This is a genomic window from Escherichia sp. E3659 (assembly GCF_005781135.1).
Taxonomy (GTDB): domain Bacteria; phylum Pseudomonadota; class Gammaproteobacteria; order Enterobacterales; family Enterobacteriaceae; genus Escherichia.
In genome coordinates this window covers 18,425-37,387 of the sequence record NZ_VATQ01000028.1, presented here as the reverse complement: position 1 = coordinate 37,387, position 18,963 = coordinate 18,425, and the positions used below count along the sequence as shown (strand labels likewise).

Annotated in this window: 17 protein-coding genes; 12 read left to right on the top strand and 5 right to left on the bottom strand. The window is 54.7% G+C overall.

Going from position 1 to position 18,963, the window contains the following annotated elements; genetic code table 11:
* Window positions 1-2 precede the first annotated feature (2 nt).
* Window positions 3-353: a hydrogenase maturation nickel metallochaperone HypA gene (gene hypA, locus FEK47_RS19000; protein ID WP_130207634.1), complete on the bottom strand. Its 351-nt coding sequence runs from the start codon at window positions 351-353 to the stop codon at window positions 3-5.
* Between the two features lie 211 nt (window positions 354-564).
* Here hypA and hycA point away from each other — a divergent pair, with 211 nt between their 5' ends.
* The 9 genes from hycA (at window position 565) to hycI (ending at window position 8,427) form a co-directional block, all read left to right on the top strand.
* Window positions 565-1,026: a formate hydrogenlyase regulator HycA gene (hycA, locus tag FEK47_RS18995; RefSeq protein WP_135487381.1), complete on the top strand. Its 462-nt coding sequence runs from the start codon at window positions 565-567 to the stop codon at window positions 1,024-1,026.
* 124 nt (window positions 1,027-1,150) lie between these two features.
* The gene (hycB, locus tag FEK47_RS18990; RefSeq protein WP_059268566.1) at window positions 1,151-1,762 is read left to right on the top strand and encodes a formate hydrogenlyase subunit HycB; all 612 of its coding nucleotides are present in this window, start codon (window positions 1,151-1,153) and stop codon (window positions 1,760-1,762) included.
* A complete protein-coding gene (gene hycC, locus FEK47_RS18985) occupies window positions 1,759-3,585 on the top strand; it encodes a formate hydrogenlyase subunit 3 (protein ID WP_135487382.1) in 1,827 nt (608 codons plus the stop codon). Before hycB ends, hycC begins: the two co-directional genes overlap by 4 nt.
* A gap of 2 nt (window positions 3,586-3,587) precedes the next feature.
* Window positions 3,588-4,511, top strand: a complete 924-nt coding sequence (gene hycD, locus FEK47_RS18980; RefSeq protein WP_135487383.1) for a formate hydrogenlyase subunit HycD — start codon at window positions 3,588-3,590, stop codon at window positions 4,509-4,511.
* A 17-nt stretch (window positions 4,512-4,528) separates the two neighbouring features.
* Window positions 4,529-6,238: a formate hydrogenlyase subunit HycE gene (gene hycE / locus FEK47_RS18975; RefSeq protein WP_001288134.1), complete on the top strand. Its 1,710-nt coding sequence runs from the start codon at window positions 4,529-4,531 to the stop codon at window positions 6,236-6,238.
* A 9-nt stretch (window positions 6,239-6,247) separates the two neighbouring features.
* Window positions 6,248-6,790 (top strand): formate hydrogenlyase subunit HycF, encoded by a 543-nt coding sequence (hycF, locus tag FEK47_RS18970; protein ID WP_000493785.1) that lies wholly within the window; start codon window positions 6,248-6,250, stop codon window positions 6,788-6,790.
* On the top strand, window positions 6,790-7,557 hold the full coding sequence (hycG, locus tag FEK47_RS18965) for a formate hydrogenlyase subunit HycG (RefSeq protein ID WP_000067399.1): 768 nt from the start codon (window positions 6,790-6,792) through the stop codon (window positions 7,555-7,557). The genes hycF and hycG overlap by 1 nt, the downstream gene beginning before the upstream one ends.
* On the top strand, window positions 7,554-7,964 hold the full coding sequence (gene hycH / locus FEK47_RS18960; RefSeq protein WP_135487384.1) for a formate hydrogenlyase assembly protein HycH: 411 nt from the start codon (window positions 7,554-7,556) through the stop codon (window positions 7,962-7,964). The genes hycG and hycH overlap by 4 nt, the downstream gene beginning before the upstream one ends.
* Window positions 7,957-8,427 carry a hydrogenase maturation peptidase HycI gene (hycI, locus tag FEK47_RS18955; RefSeq protein ID WP_000132961.1) on the top strand — a complete coding sequence of 157 codons (471 nt, stop codon included), beginning with the start codon at window positions 7,957-7,959 and terminating at the stop codon, window positions 8,425-8,427. The genes hycH and hycI overlap by 8 nt, the downstream gene beginning before the upstream one ends.
* A 157-nt stretch (window positions 8,428-8,584) precedes the next feature.
* Here hycI and ascB read toward each other — a convergent pair whose 3' ends face one another.
* On the bottom strand, window positions 8,585-10,009 hold the full coding sequence (gene ascB / locus FEK47_RS18950) for a 6-phospho-beta-glucosidase AscB (RefSeq protein ID WP_135487385.1): 1,425 nt from the start codon (window positions 10,007-10,009) through the stop codon (window positions 8,585-8,587).
* Window positions 10,010-10,017: 8 nt separating this feature from the next.
* Window positions 10,018-11,475 carry a PTS cellobiose/arbutin/salicin transporter subunit IIBC gene (ascF, locus tag FEK47_RS18945; protein ID WP_135487386.1) on the bottom strand — a complete coding sequence of 486 codons (1,458 nt, stop codon included), beginning with the start codon at window positions 11,473-11,475 and terminating at the stop codon, window positions 10,018-10,020.
* A 259-nt stretch (window positions 11,476-11,734) separates the two neighbouring features.
* Between ascF and ascG the strand changes: the two genes are divergently transcribed.
* From ascG to hypF, 3 genes are all read left to right on the top strand, one after another.
* Window positions 11,735-12,745 carry a DNA-binding transcriptional regulator AscG gene (ascG, locus tag FEK47_RS18940; RefSeq protein WP_167854661.1) on the top strand — a complete coding sequence of 337 codons (1,011 nt, stop codon included), beginning with the start codon at window positions 11,735-11,737 and terminating at the stop codon, window positions 12,743-12,745.
* Window positions 12,746-12,893: 148 nt separating this feature from the next.
* Window positions 12,894-13,421 carry an electron transport protein HydN gene (gene hydN, locus FEK47_RS18935; protein WP_135487388.1) on the top strand — a complete coding sequence of 176 codons (528 nt, stop codon included), beginning with the start codon at window positions 12,894-12,896 and terminating at the stop codon, window positions 13,419-13,421.
* Between the two features lie 152 nt (window positions 13,422-13,573).
* Window positions 13,574-15,826, top strand: a complete 2,253-nt coding sequence (gene hypF, locus FEK47_RS18930; RefSeq protein WP_135487389.1) for a carbamoyltransferase HypF — start codon at window positions 13,574-13,576, stop codon at window positions 15,824-15,826.
* Between the two features lie 420 nt (window positions 15,827-16,246).
* On the opposite strand, the gene norW is transcribed toward hypF, so the two are convergent.
* The gene (gene norW / locus FEK47_RS18925) at window positions 16,247-17,380 is read right to left on the bottom strand and encodes an NADH:flavorubredoxin reductase NorW (protein WP_135487390.1); all 1,134 of its coding nucleotides are present in this window, start codon (window positions 17,378-17,380) and stop codon (window positions 16,247-16,249) included.
* A complete protein-coding gene (gene norV, locus FEK47_RS18920; RefSeq protein WP_138183320.1) occupies window positions 17,377-18,816 on the bottom strand; it encodes an anaerobic nitric oxide reductase flavorubredoxin in 1,440 nt (479 codons plus the stop codon). Before norV ends, norW begins: the two co-directional genes overlap by 4 nt.
* Between the last annotated feature and the right edge of the window lie 147 nt (window positions 18,817-18,963).

The following is an 18,963-nucleotide window of genomic DNA, read 5'->3' as shown; positions in this document are numbered from 1 at the left end:
GCTCACTCCTGGTCTATTTCTATCCGCCGAATCTGTAAACCGTCGTCTGCCACAATGCGCAGCATGTCGCCATGACACTGTGGACAGCGGCGGACGCGCTGGGTCAGTAGCGTCACATACTGCTGGCATGTTTCACACCAGCACTCGGCCTCTTGTTCTTCGAGGTGCAGTTTACAACCTTCTGCCACGCTGCCGCGGCAAACCAGATCAAAACAAAAGGCAAGAGAGCTGGTTTCGACACAAGAAAATGCGCCAATTTTGAGCCAGACCGCAGTTACGCGTTTTGCGCCGTGCTGTATGGCCTGCTGTTCGATCAATTCCAGTGCCCGCTGGCAGAGGGTTATTTCGTGCATATCGCCTCCCATTAACTGTTGCCCGTGACAAGCAATAATTATGCCAGTGTTGATTATCCCTGATGTGAACAATGTCGATGATGTCGAAATGACACGTCGTCATGGCGTCGAAAGTCGGTTGTCTTATGAAAAATACATAAATAACAATGAGATAAAAATTGGCACAAAAAATGCTTAAGGCAGGCATCTCTGTTAAACGGGTAACCTGACAATGACTATTTGGGAAATAAGCGAGAAAGCCGATTACATCGCACAGCGGCATCGTCGCCTACAGGACCAGTGGCATATCTACTGCAATTCGCTGGTTCAGGGGATCACGTTATCAAAAGCGCGTCTGCACCACGCCATGAGTTGCGCGCCAGATAAAGAACTCTGTTTCGTACTTTTTGAACATTTTCGCATCTACGTCACCCTGGCGGATGGTTTTAACAGCCACACCATCGAGTACTACGTCGAAACGAAAGACGGCGAAGACAAACAGATGATTGCACAGGCTCAGTTAAGCATTGACGGCATGATTGATGGCAAGGTCAACATCCGCAATCGCGAACAGGTTCTGGAACACTATCTCGAAAAAATCGCTGGTGTTTACGACAACTTATACACCGCCATTGAGAACAACACGCCGGTGAATTTAAGCCAACTGGTAAAGGGACAAAGCTCAGCAGCATGAGCTGAGGCTTTGTCCGGTTTGCAGGCATCATGCCTGTTTGGGGATGGGCGTGTCGATGAGTGTCGAAAATGACATTTCATCGGCATGTTTTCGTCAAAAATGACAATCACCTGAGGAATGCCCGGTGAATCGTTTTGTAATTGCTGACTCCACGCTCTGTATCGGCTGCCACACCTGTGAGGCCGCCTGTTCAGAGACGCATCGCCAGCACGGCCTGCAATCAATGCCGCGCCTGAGAGTGATGCTTAATGATAAAGAATCTGCGCCGCAGCTCTGTCACCACTGTGAAGATGCACCTTGTGCGGTAGTCTGCCCGGTTAATGCTATCACTCGTGTTGATGGGGCCGTGCAGCTGAATGAAAGCCTGTGCGTAAGCTGCAAACTGTGCGGCATCGCCTGTCCGTTCGGCGCAATCGAATTTTCCGGTAGCCGTCCGCTGGATATTCCTGCAAATGCCAATACCCCGAAAGCGCCACCGGCACCGCCTGCTCCGGCGCGTGTCAGCACATTGCTTGACTGGGTGCCGGGTATTCGCGCGATCGCTGTCAAATGTGACCTTTGTAGCTTTGATGAACAAGGTCCGGCCTGCGTGCGGATGTGCCCAACCAAAGCCCTGCATCTGGTGGATAACACCGATATCGCCCGCGTTAGCAAACGTAAGCGTGAGCTGACCTTTAACACGGACTTTGGCGATCTCACCTTGTTTCAGCAGGCTCAAAGTGGAGAGGCTAAATGAGCGCAATTTCCCTGATCAATAGCGGCGTGGCGTGGTTTGCCGCCGCCGCTGTTCTGGCATTTCTCTTTTCTTTTCATAAGGCACTAAGCGGCTGGATTGCCGGAATTGGTGGCGCAGTCGGTAGCCTGTACACGGCAGCAGCGGGCTTCACTGTGCTGACTGGCGCGGTCGGCGTGAGCGGTGCGCTGTCGCTGGTAAGCTACGATGTGCAAATCTCTCCACTTAACGCAATATGGCTGATTACGCTCGGCCTGTGCGGCCTGTTTGTCAGCCTCTACAACATTGACTGGCATCGCCACGCGCAGGTGAAGTGCAACGGCTTGCAAATCAATATGTTGATGGCTGCCGCCGTCTGCGCCGTCATCGCCAGCAACATCGGCATGTTCGTGGTAATGGCCGAAATCATGGCCCTGTGCGCGGTGTTCCTCACCAGCAACAGCAAAGAGGGCAAACTGTGGTTTGCGCTGGGGCGTCTTGGCACTCTGCTGCTGGCGATTGCTTGCTGGCTACTGTGGCAGCGTTACGGCACGCTGGATCTGCGCCTGCTGGATATGCGCGTGCAGCAACTATCGCTCGGTTCCGATATCTGGCTGCTCGGCGTGATTGGTTTTGGCCTGCTGGCCGGGATTATCCCGCTGCACGGCTGGGTGCCGCAGGCACATGCGAACGCCTCTGCGCCAGCTGCCGCGCTGTTTTCCACGGTAGTCATGAAAATTGGCCTGCTGGGCATTTTAACCCTGTCGCTGCTGGGCGGTAACGCACCGCTGTGGTGGGGGATCGCGCTGCTGGTGCTCGGCATGATCACCGCGTTCGTCGGTGGTCTGTATGCGCTGATGGAGCACAACATCCAGCGCCTGCTGGCTTACCACACCCTGGAAAATATCGGCATCATCCTGCTGGGGCTGGGCGCTGGCGTAACGGGTATCGCGCTCGAACAACCGGCGCTGATTGCCCTTGGTCTGGTCGGTGGTCTGTACCATTTGCTTAACCATAGCCTGTTCAAAAGCGTACTGTTCCTCGGGGCGGGGAGCGTCTGGTTCCGTACCGGTCATCGCGATATCGAAAAACTCGGTGGTATTGGCAAGAAAATGCCGGTTATCTCCATCGCCATGTTAGTCGGGCTGATGGCAATGGCTGCGCTGCCGCCGCTGAACGGTTTTGCCGGGGAATGGGTTATCTATCAATCCTTCTTCAAATTGAGCAATAGTGGCGCGTTTGTTGCCCGTCTGCTGGGGCCGCTGCTCGCTGTGGGTCTGGCAATTACCGGTGCGCTGGCGGTGATGTGTATGGCGAAAGTCTATGGCGTCACGTTCCTCGGTGCGCCGCGTACCAAAGAAGCCGAAAACGCCACCTGTGCGCCGCTCCTGATGAGCGTCAGCGTAGTGGCACTGGCGATTTGCTGCGTAATTGGCGGTGTTGCTGCGCCGTGGCTACTGCCGATGCTGTCTGCTGCTGTACCTCTGCCGCTGGAGCCTGCTAACACCACCGTTTCTCAACCAATGATCACATTGCTGCTGATTGCCTGCCCGCTGCTGCCATTCATCATTATGGCGATTTGCAAAGGCGATCGTTTGCCGTCGCGTTCCCGCGGTGCGGCCTGGGTGTGCGGCTACGACCACGAAAAATCAATGGTGATTACCGCTCACGGTTTTGCCATGCCTGTGAAACAGGCGTTTGCACCAGTGCTGAAACTGCGCAAATGGCTGAATCCGGTGTCGCTGGTGCCGGGCTGGCAGTGCGAAGGCAGTGCGTTGCTGTTCCGCCGGATGGCGCTGGTTGAACTGGCGGTACTGGTGGTGATTATTGTTTCACGAGGAGCCTGAGAATGAGTGTTTTATATCCGTTAATTCAGGCGCTGGTGTTATTTGCCGTTGCGCCGCTGCTCTCCGGTATAACCCGCGTGGCGCGAGCCCGCTTACATAACCGTCGCGGGCCGGGCGTGTTGCAGGAGTATCGCGACATTATCAAACTGCTGGGGCGTCAGAGCGTTGGCCCGGATGCCTCCGGCTGGGTGTTCCGCCTGACGCCGTATGTGATGGTGGGCGTCATGCTGACTATCGCTACCGCGCTGCCGGTGGTGACCGTCGGTTCTCCGCTGCCGCAACTGGGCGATTTGATCACCTTACTGTATCTCTTTGCCATTGCGCGTTTCTTCTTTGCCATTTCCGGTCTGGATACCGGTAGCCCGTTTACTGCTATCGGCGCGAGCCGTGAAGCGATGCTGGGTGTGCTGGTCGAGCCGATGTTGCTGCTTGGTCTGTGGGTCGCCGCGCAGGTTACCGGTTCCACCAATATCAGCAACATCACCGATACCGTTTATCACTGGCCGCTGAGCAAAAGCATCCCGCTGGTACTGGCGCTTTGTGCCTGTGCGTTCGCCACCTTTATCGAAATGGGCAAACTGCCGTTCGACCTGGCGGAAGCCGAGCAGGAGCTGCAGGAAGGTCCGCTCTCTGAGTACAGCGGCAGCGGCTTTGGCGTCATGAAATGGGGTATCAGCCTGAAACAGCTGGTGGTGTTGCAGATGTTCGTCGGGGTGTTTATTCCGTGGGGACAAATGGAAACCTTCACCGCTGGTGGGCTGCTGCTGGCGCTGGTGACTGCCATCGTCAAACTGGTGGTCGGCGTCCTGGTTATCGCGCTGTTCGAAAACAGCATGGCCCGTCTGCGTCTTGATATTACTCCGCGCATTACCTGGGCTGGGTTTGGCTTTGCATTTTTAGCGTTCGTCTCCTTGCTGGCGGCGTGATTAAAGAGAGTTTGAGCATGTCTGAAGAAAAATTAGGTCAACATTATCTCGCCGCGCTGAATGAGGCATTTCCGGGCGTCGTGCTGGACCACGCCTGGCAGACCAAAGATCAGCTGACTGTCACCGTAAAGGTGAACTACCTGCCGGAAGTGGTGGAGTTTCTTTACTACAAACAGGGTGGCTGGCTGTCGGTGCTGTTTGGTAACGACGAACGCAAACTGAATGGTCATTACGCCGTTTATTACGTGCTGTCGATGGAGAAGGGCACCAAGTGTTGGGTAACGGTTCGCGTCGAAGTTGACGCCAACAAACCGGAATATCCGTCCGTGACGCCGCGCGTTCCGGCAGCGGTGTGGGGCGAGCGTGAAGTGCGCGATATGTACGGTTTGATTCCGGTAGGGCTTCCGGATGAACGCCGTCTGGTGCTGCCGGATGACTGGCCGGATGAACTCTACCCGCTGCGTAAAGACAGTATGGATTATCGTCAGCGCCCGGCGCCGACCACCGATGCTGAAACCTACGAGTTCATCAACGAACTGGGCGACAAGAAAAACAATGTCGTGCCGATTGGTCCGCTGCACGTCACTTCCGACGAACCGGGCCACTTCCGTCTGTTCGTCGATGGCGAAAACATTATCGACGCCGACTACCGCCTGTTCTACGTTCATCGCGGTATGGAAAAACTGGCGGAAACCCGCATGGGTTATAACGAAGTGACCTTCCTCTCTGACCGTGTGTGCGGGATCTGCGGCTTTGCTCACAGCACCGCCTACACCACGTCGGTGGAAAACGCGATGGGTATTCAGGTGCCAGAACGTGCGCAGATGATCCGCGCCATTCTGCTGGAGGTAGAACGCCTGCACTCGCATCTGCTCAACCTCGGCCTCGCCTGCCACTTTACCGGCTTTGACTCCGGCTTTATGCAGTTCTTCCGCGTGCGTGAAACCTCCATGAAAATGGCAGAGATCCTCACCGGTGCGCGTAAAACCTACGGCCTGAACCTGATCGGCGGGATTCGTCGCGATCTGCTGAAAGATGACATGATCCAGACCCGTCAACTGGCACAGCAGATGCGTCGTGAAGTACAGGAGCTGGTTGATGTGCTGCTGAGTACGCCGAACATGGAACAGCGCACCGTCGGCATTGGTCGTCTGGACCCGGAAATCGCCCGCGATTTCAGTAACGTTGGCCCGATGGTCCGCGCCAGCGGTCACGCCCGCGATACCCGTGCCGATCACCCGTTTGTCGGTTATGGCCTGCTGCCAATGGAAGTCCACAGCGAGCAGGGCTGCGACGTTATTTCCCGTCTGAAAGTGCGAATCAACGAGGTCTATACCGCGCTGAACATGATCGACTACGGTCTGGATAACCTGCCGGGCGGCCCGCTGATGGTGGAAGGCTTTACCTACATTCCGCACCGTTTCGCGCTGGGCTTTGCCGAAGCGCCGCGCGGTGATGATATCCACTGGAGCATGACTGGCGACAACCAGAAGCTGTACCGCTGGCGCTGCCGTGCCGCGACCTACGCGAACTGGCCGACCCTGCGCTACATGCTGCGTGGCAACACTGTTTCCGATGCGCCGCTGATTATCGGTAGCCTAGACCCTTGCTACTCCTGTACCGACCGCATGACCGTGGTCGATGTCCGTAAGAAGAAGAGCAAAGTGGTGCCGTATAAAGAACTCGAGCGCTACAGCATTGAGCGTAAAAACTCGCCGCTGAAATAAGGAATCGCCATGTTTACCTTTATCAAAAAAGTTATCAAAACCGGCACGGCGACCTCGTCTTATCCGCTGGAGCCGATTGCGGTTGATAAAAACTTCCGTGGTAAGCCAGAGCAGAACCCGCAGCAGTGCATCGGCTGCGCGGCCTGCGTCAATGCCTGCCCGTCAAACGCCTTAACAGTTGAAACTGACCTCGCCACAGGAGAGCTTGCCTGGGAGTTTAATCTCGGGCGCTGCATCTTCTGTGGACGCTGCGAAGAAGTTTGCCCGACGGCGGCGATCAAACTGTCGCAAGAGTACGAACTGGCGGTGTGGAAGAAAGAAGACTTCCTGCAACAGTCCCGCTTTGCGCTGTGCAACTGCCGCGTCTGCAATCGTCCTTTCGCCGTCCAGAAAGAGATCGACTACGCCATTGCGCTGCTTAAGCACAACGGCGACAGCCGCGCGGAAAACCACCGCGAAAGCTTTGAGACTTGCCCGGAATGTAAGCGCCAGAAATGCCTGGTGCCGTCCGACCGTATTGAACTGACTCGCCATATGAAAGAGGCCATCTGATGAGCAATTTATTAGGCCCCCGTGACGCCAACGGCATTCCGGTCCCGATGACGGTGGATGAATCCATCGCCAGCATGAAGGCGTCGTTACTGAAAAAAATCAAACGTTCTGCCTATGTTTACCGCGTGGACTGCGGCGGCTGCAACGGCTGCGAAATCGAAATTTTCGCCACGCTTTCGCCGCTGTTTGATGCAGAACGCTTCGGCATTAAAGTCGTTCCTTCACCGCGTCATGCGGATATTTTACTGTTTACCGGCGCGGTCACCCGTGCAATGCGATCCCCTGCGCTGCGTGCGTGGCAGTCCGCGCCGGACCCGAAAATCTGTATCTCCTACGGTGCCTGCGGTAACAGCGGCGGCATTTTCCACGATCTCTACTGCGTGTGGGGCGGTACGGATAAAATCGTCCCGGTGGATGTCTACATCCCTGGCTGCCCGCCAACGCCAGCCGCCACGCTATACGGCTTTGCAATGGCACTCGGTCTGCTGGAGCAGAAAATTCACGCCCGTGGGCCGGGTGAGCAGGATGAACAACCGGCAGAGATCCTGCATGGCGATATGGTGCAGCCGCTACGCGTGAAAGTGGATCGCGAAGCACGCCGCCTGGCGGGTTACCGTTACGGTCGCCAGATTGCCGATGACTTCCTGACACAGTTAGGGCAGGGCGAAGAACAGGTTGCACGCTGGCTGGAGGCGGAAAACGATCCGCGTCTGAACGAGATTGTCAGCCATCTGAATCATGTTGTTGAAGAGGCGCGTATCCGATGAGTGAAAAGGTGGTGTTCAGTCAACTGAGCCGTAAATTTATTGATGAGAGCGATGCCATGCCCGCCGAGGCGCAGCAGGTGGTCTATTACAGCCTGGCGATTGGTCACCACCTTGGGGTTATCGATTGCCTGGAAGCGGCGCTCACCTGCCCGTGGGATGAATATCTGGCATGGATTGCCACACTGGAGGCGGGCAGCGAAGCCCGCCGCAAAATGGAAGGCGTGCCGAAATACGGTGAGATCGTCATCGACATTAACCATGTGCCGATGCTGGCCAATGCATTCGATAAAGCCCGGGCAGCGCAAACTTCGCAGCAGCAGGAATGGAGTACAATGCTGCTAAGTATGCTGCATGATATTCATCAGGAAAACGCCATCTATTTGATGGTGAGGAGACTGCGTGACTGACGTTTTACTCTGTGTTGGCAATAGCATGATGGGCGATGATGGCGCAGGCCCGCTGCTGGCGGAAAAGTGCGCCGCCGCGCCGAAAGGTAACTGGGTAGTGATTGACGGCGGTAGCGCACCGGAAAACGATATCGTCGCCATCCGTGAACTGCGCCCTACGCGGTTACTGATTGTCGACGCCACGGATATGGGGCTAAACCCCGGCGAAATCCGCATCATCGACCCGGATGATATCGCTGAGATGTTTATGATGACTACCCATAACATGCCGTTGAACTACCTTATCGACCAGTTGAAAGAAGATATTGGCGAAGTGATTTTCCTCGGCATTCAGCCGGATATCGTCGGCTTTTACTACCCGATGACTCAGCCGATTAAAGATGCGGTAGAAACCGTTTATCAACGACTGGAAGGCTGGGAAGGGAATGGCGGATTCGCGCAATTAGCGGTGGAAGAAGAGTAGTTTTTCAGTAAGGAATCAGGACAGGGATGTTCTTGATGAGGGAATCAGAACTGATAGCAAACGCCAGATTGCCCGATGCGCTGCGCTTATCGGGCCTACATGTCGCACGAACTATGTAGGCCGGATAAGGCGTTCACGCCGCATCCGGCACTGTTACTTACTCTAAATCCTCACCATTACTGGCAATCACTTTTTTATACCACCAGAACGATTTCTTACGTGTGCGCGTCAGCGTACCGTTGCCTGCGTCGTCACGGTCTACGTAGACAAAACCGTAGCGTTTGCTCATTTCACCCGTAGAGGCGGAAACTAAATCAATACAGCCCCAGGTGGTGTAGCCCATCAGCGGAATGCCGTCTGCAATCGCTTCGCCCATTGCGTGGATATGTTCGCGTAAATAGCTGATGCGATAGTCATCGTTAATCTCACCATTGGCAGCAAATTCATCTTTTGCGCCCAGGCCGTTTTCCACCAGAAACAGCGGCTTCTGATAGCGGTCGTACATCATGTTCATGGTGATACGCAGACCGAGTGGATCAATTCCCCAGCCCCAGTCGCTCACCTGTAGATACGGATTACGCAGCGATTTCACCACGTTCGCCGCACTGCTGTTGTTGGCGTTCATCTCCGCCGAGGCGCAGCGCGAGGCGTAATAGCTGAAGGAGACAAAATCGACGGTGTTTTTCAGGATTTCATCATCGCCCGGTGCTTTGTCGATGGTTACCCCTTTTTTGCGGAATACGCGGGCAGAGTAAGCCGGATACGTGCCCCGCGCCTGCACATCGATAAAAAACAGGTTTTCCCGGTCTTTCTCCAGCGCCGCCCAGACATCTTCCGGCTTGCAACTGTAAGGGTAGAAGTTACCGCCCGCCAGCATACAACCCACCTGATTTTGCGGGTTAACCTCATGGGCGATTTTGGTGGCTAATGCACTGGCAATCAGCTGGTGATGCGCGGCCTGATATTTCACCTGATCCTGATTTTCCCCTTCTTCAAACACCAGACCCGCGCCGGAGAACGGGCTATGCAACATAATGTTGATTTCATTGAAGGTTAGCCAGTATTTCACCAGACCATCAAATGCTTCAAAGCAGGTCCGGGCGTAGCGGCTGAAAAACTCCACCAGCTTGCGGTTACGCCAGGAGCCATATTCGGTGACCAGATGCATCGGCACATCGAAGTGGCACAACGTGACCAGCGGTTCGATACCGTACTTTTTACACTCTTCAAAGACAGAACGGTAAAAAGCAATGCCCTGCTGGTTAGGCGTCAGTTCATCGCCCTGCGGGAAGAGGCGGCTCCAGGCAATTGAGGTACGGAACACTTTGAATCCCATCTCAGCCATCAGGGCGATATCTTCTTTATAACGATGATAAAAATCCGTCGCCTCATGGCTGGGATAAAACTCGTCATCGCGCAACTGAAAACGTTTTTCCAGCCCCAGTTTCACCGCCATTCGATGCTCGCCATGTGGGATCATATCGACCGTGGTCAGCCCTTTGCCGCCTTCACGGTACGCGCCTTCAGACTGGTTGGCGGCAAGCGCGCCGCCCCATAAAAAACCTTGCGGAAATACTGACATTTTCATCCTCAATTAAGACTTACTTCTTTGGCGACGGTCGGTTGTACGCTCTGATGCTTTCGCGCCTCGGCAGCCGCTTCCTCAACAGGAATATCCTCAAAGCCGAGCAACAGTGTGAGGATAAACGACAGCACCACCGCCAGCGCCATGACCGCGAACACCCAGACGATGCTCATTGGATTCGCCGGATCGAAGAATTGCACGCTGGTAAATAACCCCGGCGCTGCCATTGAGTGGCTGGCAAGCCCCGCCATACCGGCAACCGCGCCGCAAATAAAACCGCTGATAAGACTGGCGATAAGCGGACGTTTCAGGCGGATCGCCACGCCGTATAACGCCGGTTCGGAAATCCCCGCCATAATGGCTGATGCCGCCGCAGCCAGCGCCGTCTGGCGCAGTTCCGGATTTTTCGTTTTCCACGCCACCGCCAGTGATGAACCGCCCAGCGACAGGTTAGCGCCGATCTCTGACGGCATGACCATCCCTTCTTTGCCGGTTTCGGCAATGGTCTGAATGATGGTTGGCGTAAAGACGCGGTGCATCCCGGTCATTACCAGCAGAGGCCACAGCGCGCCCATAATGGCGACTGAAAGCCAGCCCAGATAACCATGAATGGTGTAAACCAGCGCCGAAATGGCGCTACCGATCCAGATACCAATCGGGCCAATCAGCAGGATTGCCAGCGGTGCGGCAATCAACACAATCAGCATTGGCTTGAGGAAGTTTTTCGTCACCGCCGGTGTAATGCGATCCACCCAGCGTTCGATATATGACAGGCACCAGGTCATCACCAGCGCCGGGATCACCGTGTAGGTGTATTTCACCGCGGTGACCGGGATCAGGGCAAATTCGACATGTTCACCCTGGGCCGCTTTCGCCATCAGTTCAATAAAACTCGGATGTACCAGCACACCCGCGATGGCAATCGCCAGCGACATATTGGTTTTAAATTTGATGGCGGCAGATGCCGCGACCATTAGCGGCAGGAAGAAGAAAGCACCGTCACCAATCACATTCAGAATGGTTAAGGTCGGCGATCCTTTTGTCAGCACGCCGCTCATCTCGAGGATCATCGCCAGCAGTTTGACCATCGATCCGCCGATAATCGCCGGGATCAGCGGTGACATGGTGCCGATCAGCGCATCGAGGATCCCCGCACCAATGCGACGCAGCGTGAGTTTGGGTTTACCCACGGGCTGTGCGGGCTGCATATCTCCCGGCAGCAGGCTGACGACTTCCTGAAAGGCCTGCGAAACCGTATTGCCGATAATTACCTGACACTGGTTGTCACTACGTACCACGCCGAGCACGCCGGAGATGGTTTTTAACGTCGGGCTGTCGATAAGCTGGTTATCTTTGATAACAAAGCGCAAACGCGTCATACAGTGGGTGACCGCCGAGATGTTATCAACGCCGCCCAGTGCCGCTATCACCGAGCGTGCCAGCGCCGCATAATTTTTGGCCATCGGATTTTATCCTGTTATCAGTAGGGTAGATGTAGTTGTTATCAGTCGACGTGACGGAAAAATGCCGATGCTGAAACGGAATCAAGAAACCGGTTTCACAAAATCATGAATAGTTGTCAAAAAATAAGCAAGAGAGTGAATTGTTCATTTTTTATATTTGTGAAACCGGTCACCTGAATATTTTTCCCGCCGATTGCGCAAGGACAATCGGCAAACGGTGCAGTACACTGCGTTGATTGCGTGTAAAGGGATGAAAATGATGACGACGATGCTGGAAGTGGCGAAGCGCGCCGGGGTTTCAAAAGCGACCGTTTCTCGCGTGCTTTCTGGTAATGGCTACGTCAGCCAGGAGACTAAAGATCGCGTGTTTCAGGCGGTAGAAGAGAGCGGTTACCGTCCAAACTTGCTGGCGCGCAATCTGTCGGCGAAGAGTACGCAGACGCTGGGGCTGGTAGTGACCAACACGCTTTACCACGGCATTTATTTTAGTGAATTACTGTTTCATGCCGCGCGAATGGCGGAAGAGAAAGGGCGGCAGTTGCTATTGGCCGATGGTAAACACAGCGCCGAAGAAGAGCGCCAGGCGATTCAGTATCTGCTGGATTTGCGCTGCGACGCCATCATGATTTACCCGCGTTTTTTAAGCGTGGATGAGATTGATGACATTATTGACGCGCACAGTCAGCCGATAATGGTGCTTAATCGCCGCCTGCGCAAAAACAGCAGCCATAGCGTCTGGTGCGATCATAAACAGACCAGCTTTAACGCCGTGGCAGAGTTGATAAACGCCGGGCATCAGGAGATTGCTTTCCTTACCGGTTCGATGGATTCCCCCACCAGCATTGAACGTCTTGCCGGGTATAAAGACGCGCTGGCGCAGCATGGTATTGCGCTCAATGAACAACTTATCGCTAACGGTAAATGGACGCCCGCCAGCGGGGCCGAAGGGGTAGAAACGTTGCTCGAACGTGGGGCTAAATTTAGCGCGTTAGTTGCCAGTAACGACGATATGGCGATAGGTGCGATGAAAGCGTTACACGAGCGCGGCGTAGCGGTGCCAGAGCAGGTGTCAGTTATCGGATTCGATGATATCGCAATTGCCCCCTACACCGTTCCGGCGCTCTCCAGCGTAAAAATTCCGGTAACAGAGATGATTCAGGAAATTATTGGACGGCTGATTTTTATGCTCGATGGCGGGGATTTCTCACCGCCGAAAACCTTCAGCGGAAAACTGATCCGCCGCGACTCACTCATTGCTCTTTCGCGATAAACATTGTCATCACATGTCATCGTCACTAGTGTCGATGACATCGTTTTTCCTGCTTCGCAGAAATCAATTTCCTTAAATAACAGTGAATTAAAAACTGGCATGATTTGTGAATGTATCGGCGCATTAACTGTCATTGCTGGAGAATTTGATGAACCGTTTCATCATTGCTGACGCGAGTAAATGTATTGGTTGCCGTACCTGTGAAGTGGCGTGCGTGGTTTCTCATCAGGAAAATCAGGACTGTGCATCGCTGACCCCGGAAACATTTTTACCGCGAATCCATGTCATTAAAGGTGTGAACATTTCCACGGCGACAGTTTGCCGTCAGTGTGAAGATGCACCGTGCGCTAACGTCTGCCCGAATGGTGCTATCAGCCGTGATAAAGGGTTTGTTCATGTCATGCAGGAACGTTGTATTGGTTGCAAAACCTGCGTTGTGGCTTGCCCGTATGGCGCGATGGAAGTGGTGGTACGTCCGGTGATTCGCAACAGCGGCGCGGGGCTGAATGTACGGGCTGACAAAGCTGAAGCCAATAAATGCGACCTGTGCAACCATCGTGAAGACGGCCCGGCGTGTATGGCGACTTGCCCGACCCATGCGCTGATTTGTGTCGATCGTAATAAACTTGAACAACTGAGCGCAGAAAAACGTCGCCGTACGGCGCTGATGTTCTAAAAATCTTACAGAACTGTTCTGGCATCAAAGGAATTCCCGGAAATATTCGTAGAATACGGAGCGGGCGGTATCGCCGACCTGTGACTGCCGGATGCGACGCTGTCGTGTCCGGCAGGGCGGGTTACGCAATTCATGATGGCGGGAATAACTCAATGGCAAAAAACACATCTTGCGGTGTCCAACTGCGTATTCGTGGCAAAGTGCAGGGCGTCGGTTTTCGTCCGTTTGTCTGGCAGCTGGCACAGCAATTAAATCTTCACGGCGATGTCTGTAATGACGGCGATGGCGTAGAAGTCCGGCTGCTGGAAGACCCGGAAACGTTTCTTGTTCAATTGCATCAGCACTGCCCGCCGCTGGCGCGTATTGATAGCGTCGAGCGTGAGCCGTTTATCTGGCCACAGCCGCCCACCGAGTTCACCATCCGCCAGAGCACAGGCGGCACCATGAATACGCAAATTGTCCCGGATGCTGCCACTTGCCCAGCGTGTCTTGATGAAATGAATACCCCAGGCGAACGGCGTTATCGTTATCCGTTTATCAACTGTACTCACTGTGGCCCGCGTTTCACCATTATTCGCGCGATGCCTTACGACCGCCCGTTTACCGTGATGGCGGCGTTTCCGCTATGTCCGGCCTGTGACAAAGAGTACCGCGACCCGCTCGATCGTCGCTTCCACGCCCAGCCGGTGGCCTGCCCGGAGTGTGGCCCACATCTTGAATGGGTAAGTCATGGTGAACATGCGGAACAGGAGGCGGCATTACAGGAGGCTATCGCACAGTTAAAAATGGGCAACATTGTCGCCATCAAAGGGATTGGCGGATTTCATCTTGCCTGCGATGCACGTAACAGTAACGCGGTGGCGACACTGCGGGCGCGCAAACATCGCCCGGCGAAACCGCTGGCGGTCATGTTGCCAGTGGCAGAAGGTTTACCAGACGCTGCGCGCCAGTTGCTTACCACGCCCGCCGCGCCGATTGTGCTGGTGGATAAAAAATACGTACCTGAGCTTTGTGATGATATCGCCCATGGCCTTAATGAAGTGGGCGTAATGCTCCCGGCTAATCCGCTGCAACATTTGCTGTTACAGGAACTGCAATGCCCGCTGGTGATGACCTCCGGCAATCTGAGCGGTAAACCACCGGCTATCAGCAACGAACAGGCGTTGTCGGATTTGCAGGGCATTGCCGACGGATTCTTGATACATAACCGCGACATCGTGCAGCGGATGGATGATTCGGTGGTGCGCGAAAGCGGCGAAATGCTGCGCCGTTCGCGGGGGTATGTGCCGGATGCGCTGGCTTTGCCTCCGGGCTTTAAAAATGTTCCGCCTGTGCTGTGTCTCGGCGCGGATCTGAAAAATACCTTCTGCCTGGTGCGCGGTGAGCAAGCGGTGTTGAGTCAGCATCTGGGCGATTTAAGTGACGATGGCATCCAGATGCAGTGGCGCGAAGCGTTACGCCTGATGCAAAACATCTACGATTTCACTCCGCAATACGTTGTGCATGACGCGCATCCGGGTTATGTCTCCAGCCAGTGGGCGCGCGAAATGAATCTGCCGACGCAAACGGTGCTGCATCATCATGCCCACGCAGCGGCGTGTCTGGCAGAGCATCAGTGGCCGCTGGATGGCGGTGATGTCATTGCTTTGACGCTCGACGGTATCGGTATGGGGGAGAACGGCGCTTTGTGGGGCGGCGAGTGTCTGCGGGTGAACTATCGCGAATGTGAGCACCTGGGCGGCTTGCCTGCAGTGGCGCTTCCGGGTGGCGATTTGGCGGCGAAGCAGCCGTGGCGTAACCTGCTGGCGCAGTGCCTGCGCTTTGTGCCGGAGTGGCAGAATTACTCTGAAACGGCAAGTGTGCAACAGCAAAACTGGAGCGTGTTGGCGCGGGCCATTGAGCGTGGAATTAACGCGCCGCTGGCGTCATCGTGTGGGCGTTTGTTCGATGCAGTGGCGGCGGCACTGGGCTGTGCGCCAGCCACGTTAAGTTATGAAGGTGAAGCGGCTTGTGCTCTGGAGGCGCTCGCAGCCTCATGCGACGGAGTGACGCATCCGGTGACAATGCCGCTGGTGGACAATCAACTGGATCTCGCCACTTTCTGGCAGCAGTGGCTGAACTGGCAGGCACCGGTTAATCAACGCGCGTGGGCGTTTCATGATGCGCTGGCGCAGGGTTTTGCCGCGTTGATGCGTGAGCAGGCCACGATGCGTGGTATCACTACGCTGGTATTTAGCGGCGGGGTTATTCATAACCGTTTGCTGCGTGCACGTCTGGCGCATTATCTCGCTGATTTCACATTGCTCTTTCCACAGAGTTTACCGGCGGGTGATGGCGGCTTGTCTCTGGGGCAGGGGGTTATTGCTGCGGCGCGTTGGTTAGCGGGTGAAGTCCAGAACGGATAAAACGTGTTGCATTTGGACACCATTGCCGGATGCGGCGTAAACGCCTTATCCGGCCTACACATGCGTCCCCGTAGGTCGGATAAGACGCACCAGCGTCGCATCCGACATTTTAGGCACAGTAGGCGGATGCGACATGAACGCATTATGTGACCAACACATGCGCTCCCCGTAGGTTGGATAAGATGCGCCAGCATCGCATCCGACATTTTGGGCACAGTAGCTGGATGCGATATGAACGCATTATGTGACCAACACATGCCTCCCCGTAGGTCGGATAAGACGCGCCAGCGTCGCATCCGACATTTTAGGCACAGTAGCTGGATGCGACATGAACGCATTATGTGGCCTACACGTGCGCTCCCCGTAGGTCGGATAAGACGCGCCTGCGTCGCATCCGACATTTTAGGCACAGTAGCCCACCTACACCGGTAACGTTTTCAACAATCCAAATGCCTCTTTCATCCGATCCTCACTGACCACAAAGGCGCGAAGCTGGTCGGCACCGTCAACGCCGCGTGCCACCATTCCCTGGCTTTCGGTACAAATCTGCCAGCGCAAATCCCGACGCTGGGTTTCCCCTGCCAGATGCAGCGGTAATTCCGGCGTTTTGATTTTCACTAGCATCGCCGGGAGTTTCAGCGGCGTGTTATTGCCGAGAAGATTTTTTGCCAGCACCATCGCGCTAAGTTGAATCGGCTGGAGGAAAGGCAATACCTGACCGTTAATTTCTGCGCAATCGCCCAGCGCATAAATATCGGCATTACTGGTTTGCAGATAACTATCGACGCAAACGCCGCGATTAATCGTCAGCCCGGCGCGTCGTGCCAGGGCTGTTTCCGGGCGCAGTCCGGTGGCGGCAATTACCGCATCCACTTCGATACTGCGCTGGCGGTCCAGCGTTGCCTGAATGCCAGAATCCGTTTTTTCCAGCTCCTGCAACTGAGATTTCAACAGCAGATGAACGCCCATCTCCGTCAACCGATGCTGCAAGCGGCTGCTTACTTCCGGTGGCATTAACGACGCCAGAATACTGGCAGCGTTGTCGATTAGCGTGACCGCTTTGCCTGCCCGACAAAAATCCATCGCCAGTTCGCTACCAATCAAACCACCGCCAACAATCAACACGCGTCGGGCATCTCGCAGTTGCGTTTCACAGGCGCGATACTCTTGCTGACTATTTAACGTCAGCATTAACTCACGCCCAGGCACTGGCGGGACAAAGGCACTGGCACCGGTTGCCAGCACCAGCTTGTCGTATTGCCACTGATTATTCTGGCTTTTCACCACATGGGCTTCGGCATCGATATCCGTCACCCAGGTGTGCGGAAACAGGCGCAGATTAAACTGCTCGGCAAATTCACCTGCCGTCTGGCGGGTAAGGTCGTCGGCACGTTGCCCCTGGCTGATAACATGGCTGAGGTCAGGTTTGTTGTACTCATCCATGCTGTCGGCGGCAATCAGGGTTAATGGAATACTGGCGTCCTGTTTGCGAATATTTTTCACCAGTTGGCGGGCGGCGAAGCCCGAACCAATGATCACAATGCCGTTGCTCATTTTGCCTCCGATGCCAGTTCTTCAAAGACGTCTTTGCCGAGGGAGCATTCCGGGCAGAGGAAGTTATCCGGGACTTCACTCCACGGCGTTCCCGGTGCAACGTCCTGCATTGGCTCGCCTTTTGCCGGATCGTAAATCCACTGGCAGACGCTGCACTGCATCCGTGGGCCGAGGTCAGCCGTCGTGGTGGCAGAGGTTTCTTCTTTAACCACCGTATTCACCGTGCTCTGCGGCAGTGGCGCGAGCGCCCACTGACGGGCGATTTCGCGACCATGTTCACGGCATAACTCCAGAGCGTCCTGGTCTGGTCGCCATTTGGCTTTCAGGCTAAGCGACATTTCGAAACCCGCATCCTGCAGGCGCGTGGAAAGACGATCCACCGCACCGCCGCTCCAGCCGTGAGAGCCGAAAGCACTGGCGCGTTTGTTACGGAAGCGTAAACCGGTCATCTCCTCCACCAGCCCGGCGATTTTCGGCATCATCACATTATTCATCGTCGAAGTGCCGACCAGCACGCCTTTTGAGCGGAAGACATTGGTCAGGATTTCGTTTTTATCGCTTCGGGCGACGTTGAAAATTTTCACCGCCACGCGTGGGTCGGTTTCCGCAATCCCCTGGGCGATAGCATCGGCCATCATGCGGGTGTTATTCGACATGGTGTCGTAGAAAATGGTGATTCTGTCTTCCTGATAATCCGCCGCCCATTTCAGGTACAGCTCGACAATTTGCGTCGGGTTATCGCGCCATACCACGCCGTGAGAGGTCGCTATCATATCGACTGGTAAGTTAAAGCCCAGGATCTCGGTAATTTTCGGCGTTACCAGGCGGCTGAACGGCGTCAGGATATTGGCGTAGTAACGCTGGCACTGCTCGAAAAGCTCTGTCTGATCCACTTCATCGTTGAACAGATGCTCGTCGCAGTAGTGCTGACCGAAAGCATCGTTACTGAACAGCACCGCGTCGCCTGTCAGGTAAGTCATCATGCTGTCCGGCCAGTGCAGCATTGGCGTTTCGACAAAAATGAGCTGTTTGCCGTTGCCGATATTCAGCGTGTCGCCAGTTTTCACCACATTAAAATTCCACTCCGGATGATGGTGATGACCATTTATCGAGTCGATAGCGTTGGCTGTACAGTAGATCGGCGTATCGGGAATTTGCGCCATCAGTTCGGTCAGCGCCCCGGCGTGGTCCTCTTCAGCATGGTTAATCACGATGTAATCGATATCCGCCAGATCGATTTCATTACGCAGGTTCTGCACAAATTCGCGGCTGAATTTATGGTCGACGGTGTCGATCAGCACGTTTTTTTCTTCGCGAATGAGGTAGCTGTTGTAGCTGCTGCCGCGCAGCGTTTTATATTCCGTGCCGTGAAAATCTCGTACTTCCCAGTCACGTTGACCAACCCAATGAATGTTATTTTTCACCACAATAGACATAGCAACCTCAATTTATTCAGCGTGTTCTAAAAAGATGTCTTGCTAATTGCAGATTGCGTGCCAGTTTTTTATCTAATTGTTTTTACTCTATAAATAAAATTATGCTCATTAATGAGTAGTCAAAATGACTATTAATCAAATGGTCGA

Coding starts and splice junctions, on each gene's coding strand:
- hypF (WP_135487389.1), top strand. CDS start 13,574: ATGGCAAAAAACACATCTTGCGGTGTCCAACTGCGTATTCGTGGCAAA.
- norW (WP_135487390.1), bottom strand. CDS start 17,380: ATGAGCAACGGCATTGTGATCATTGGTTCGGGCTTCGCCGCCCGCCAA.
- hycF (WP_000493785.1), top strand. CDS start 6,248: ATGTTTACCTTTATCAAAAAAGTTATCAAAACCGGCACGGCGACCTCG.
- hycA (WP_135487381.1), top strand. CDS start 565: ATGACTATTTGGGAAATAAGCGAGAAAGCCGATTACATCGCACAGCGG.
- hydN (WP_135487388.1), top strand. CDS start 12,894: ATGAACCGTTTCATCATTGCTGACGCGAGTAAATGTATTGGTTGCCGT.
- ascG (WP_167854661.1), top strand. CDS start 11,735: ATGACGACGATGCTGGAAGTGGCGAAGCGCGCCGGGGTTTCAAAAGCG.
- ascF (WP_135487386.1), bottom strand. CDS start 11,475: ATGGCCAAAAATTATGCGGCGCTGGCACGCTCGGTGATAGCGGCACTG.
- hycG (WP_000067399.1), top strand. CDS start 6,790: ATGAGCAATTTATTAGGCCCCCGTGACGCCAACGGCATTCCGGTCCCG.
- hycE (WP_001288134.1), top strand. CDS start 4,529: ATGTCTGAAGAAAAATTAGGTCAACATTATCTCGCCGCGCTGAATGAG.
- hycH (WP_135487384.1), top strand. CDS start 7,554: ATGAGTGAAAAGGTGGTGTTCAGTCAACTGAGCCGTAAATTTATTGAT.
- hypA (WP_130207634.1), bottom strand. CDS start 353: ATGCACGAAATAACCCTCTGCCAGCGGGCACTGGAATTGATCGAACAG.
- ascB (WP_135487385.1), bottom strand. CDS start 10,009: ATGTCAGTATTTCCGCAAGGTTTTTTATGGGGCGGCGCGCTTGCCGCC.
- norV (WP_138183320.1), bottom strand. CDS start 18,816: ATGTCTATTGTGGTGAAAAATAACATTCATTGGGTTGGTCAACGTGAC.
- hycD (WP_135487383.1), top strand. CDS start 3,588: ATGAGTGTTTTATATCCGTTAATTCAGGCGCTGGTGTTATTTGCCGTT.
- hycC (WP_135487382.1), top strand. CDS start 1,759: ATGAGCGCAATTTCCCTGATCAATAGCGGCGTGGCGTGGTTTGCCGCC.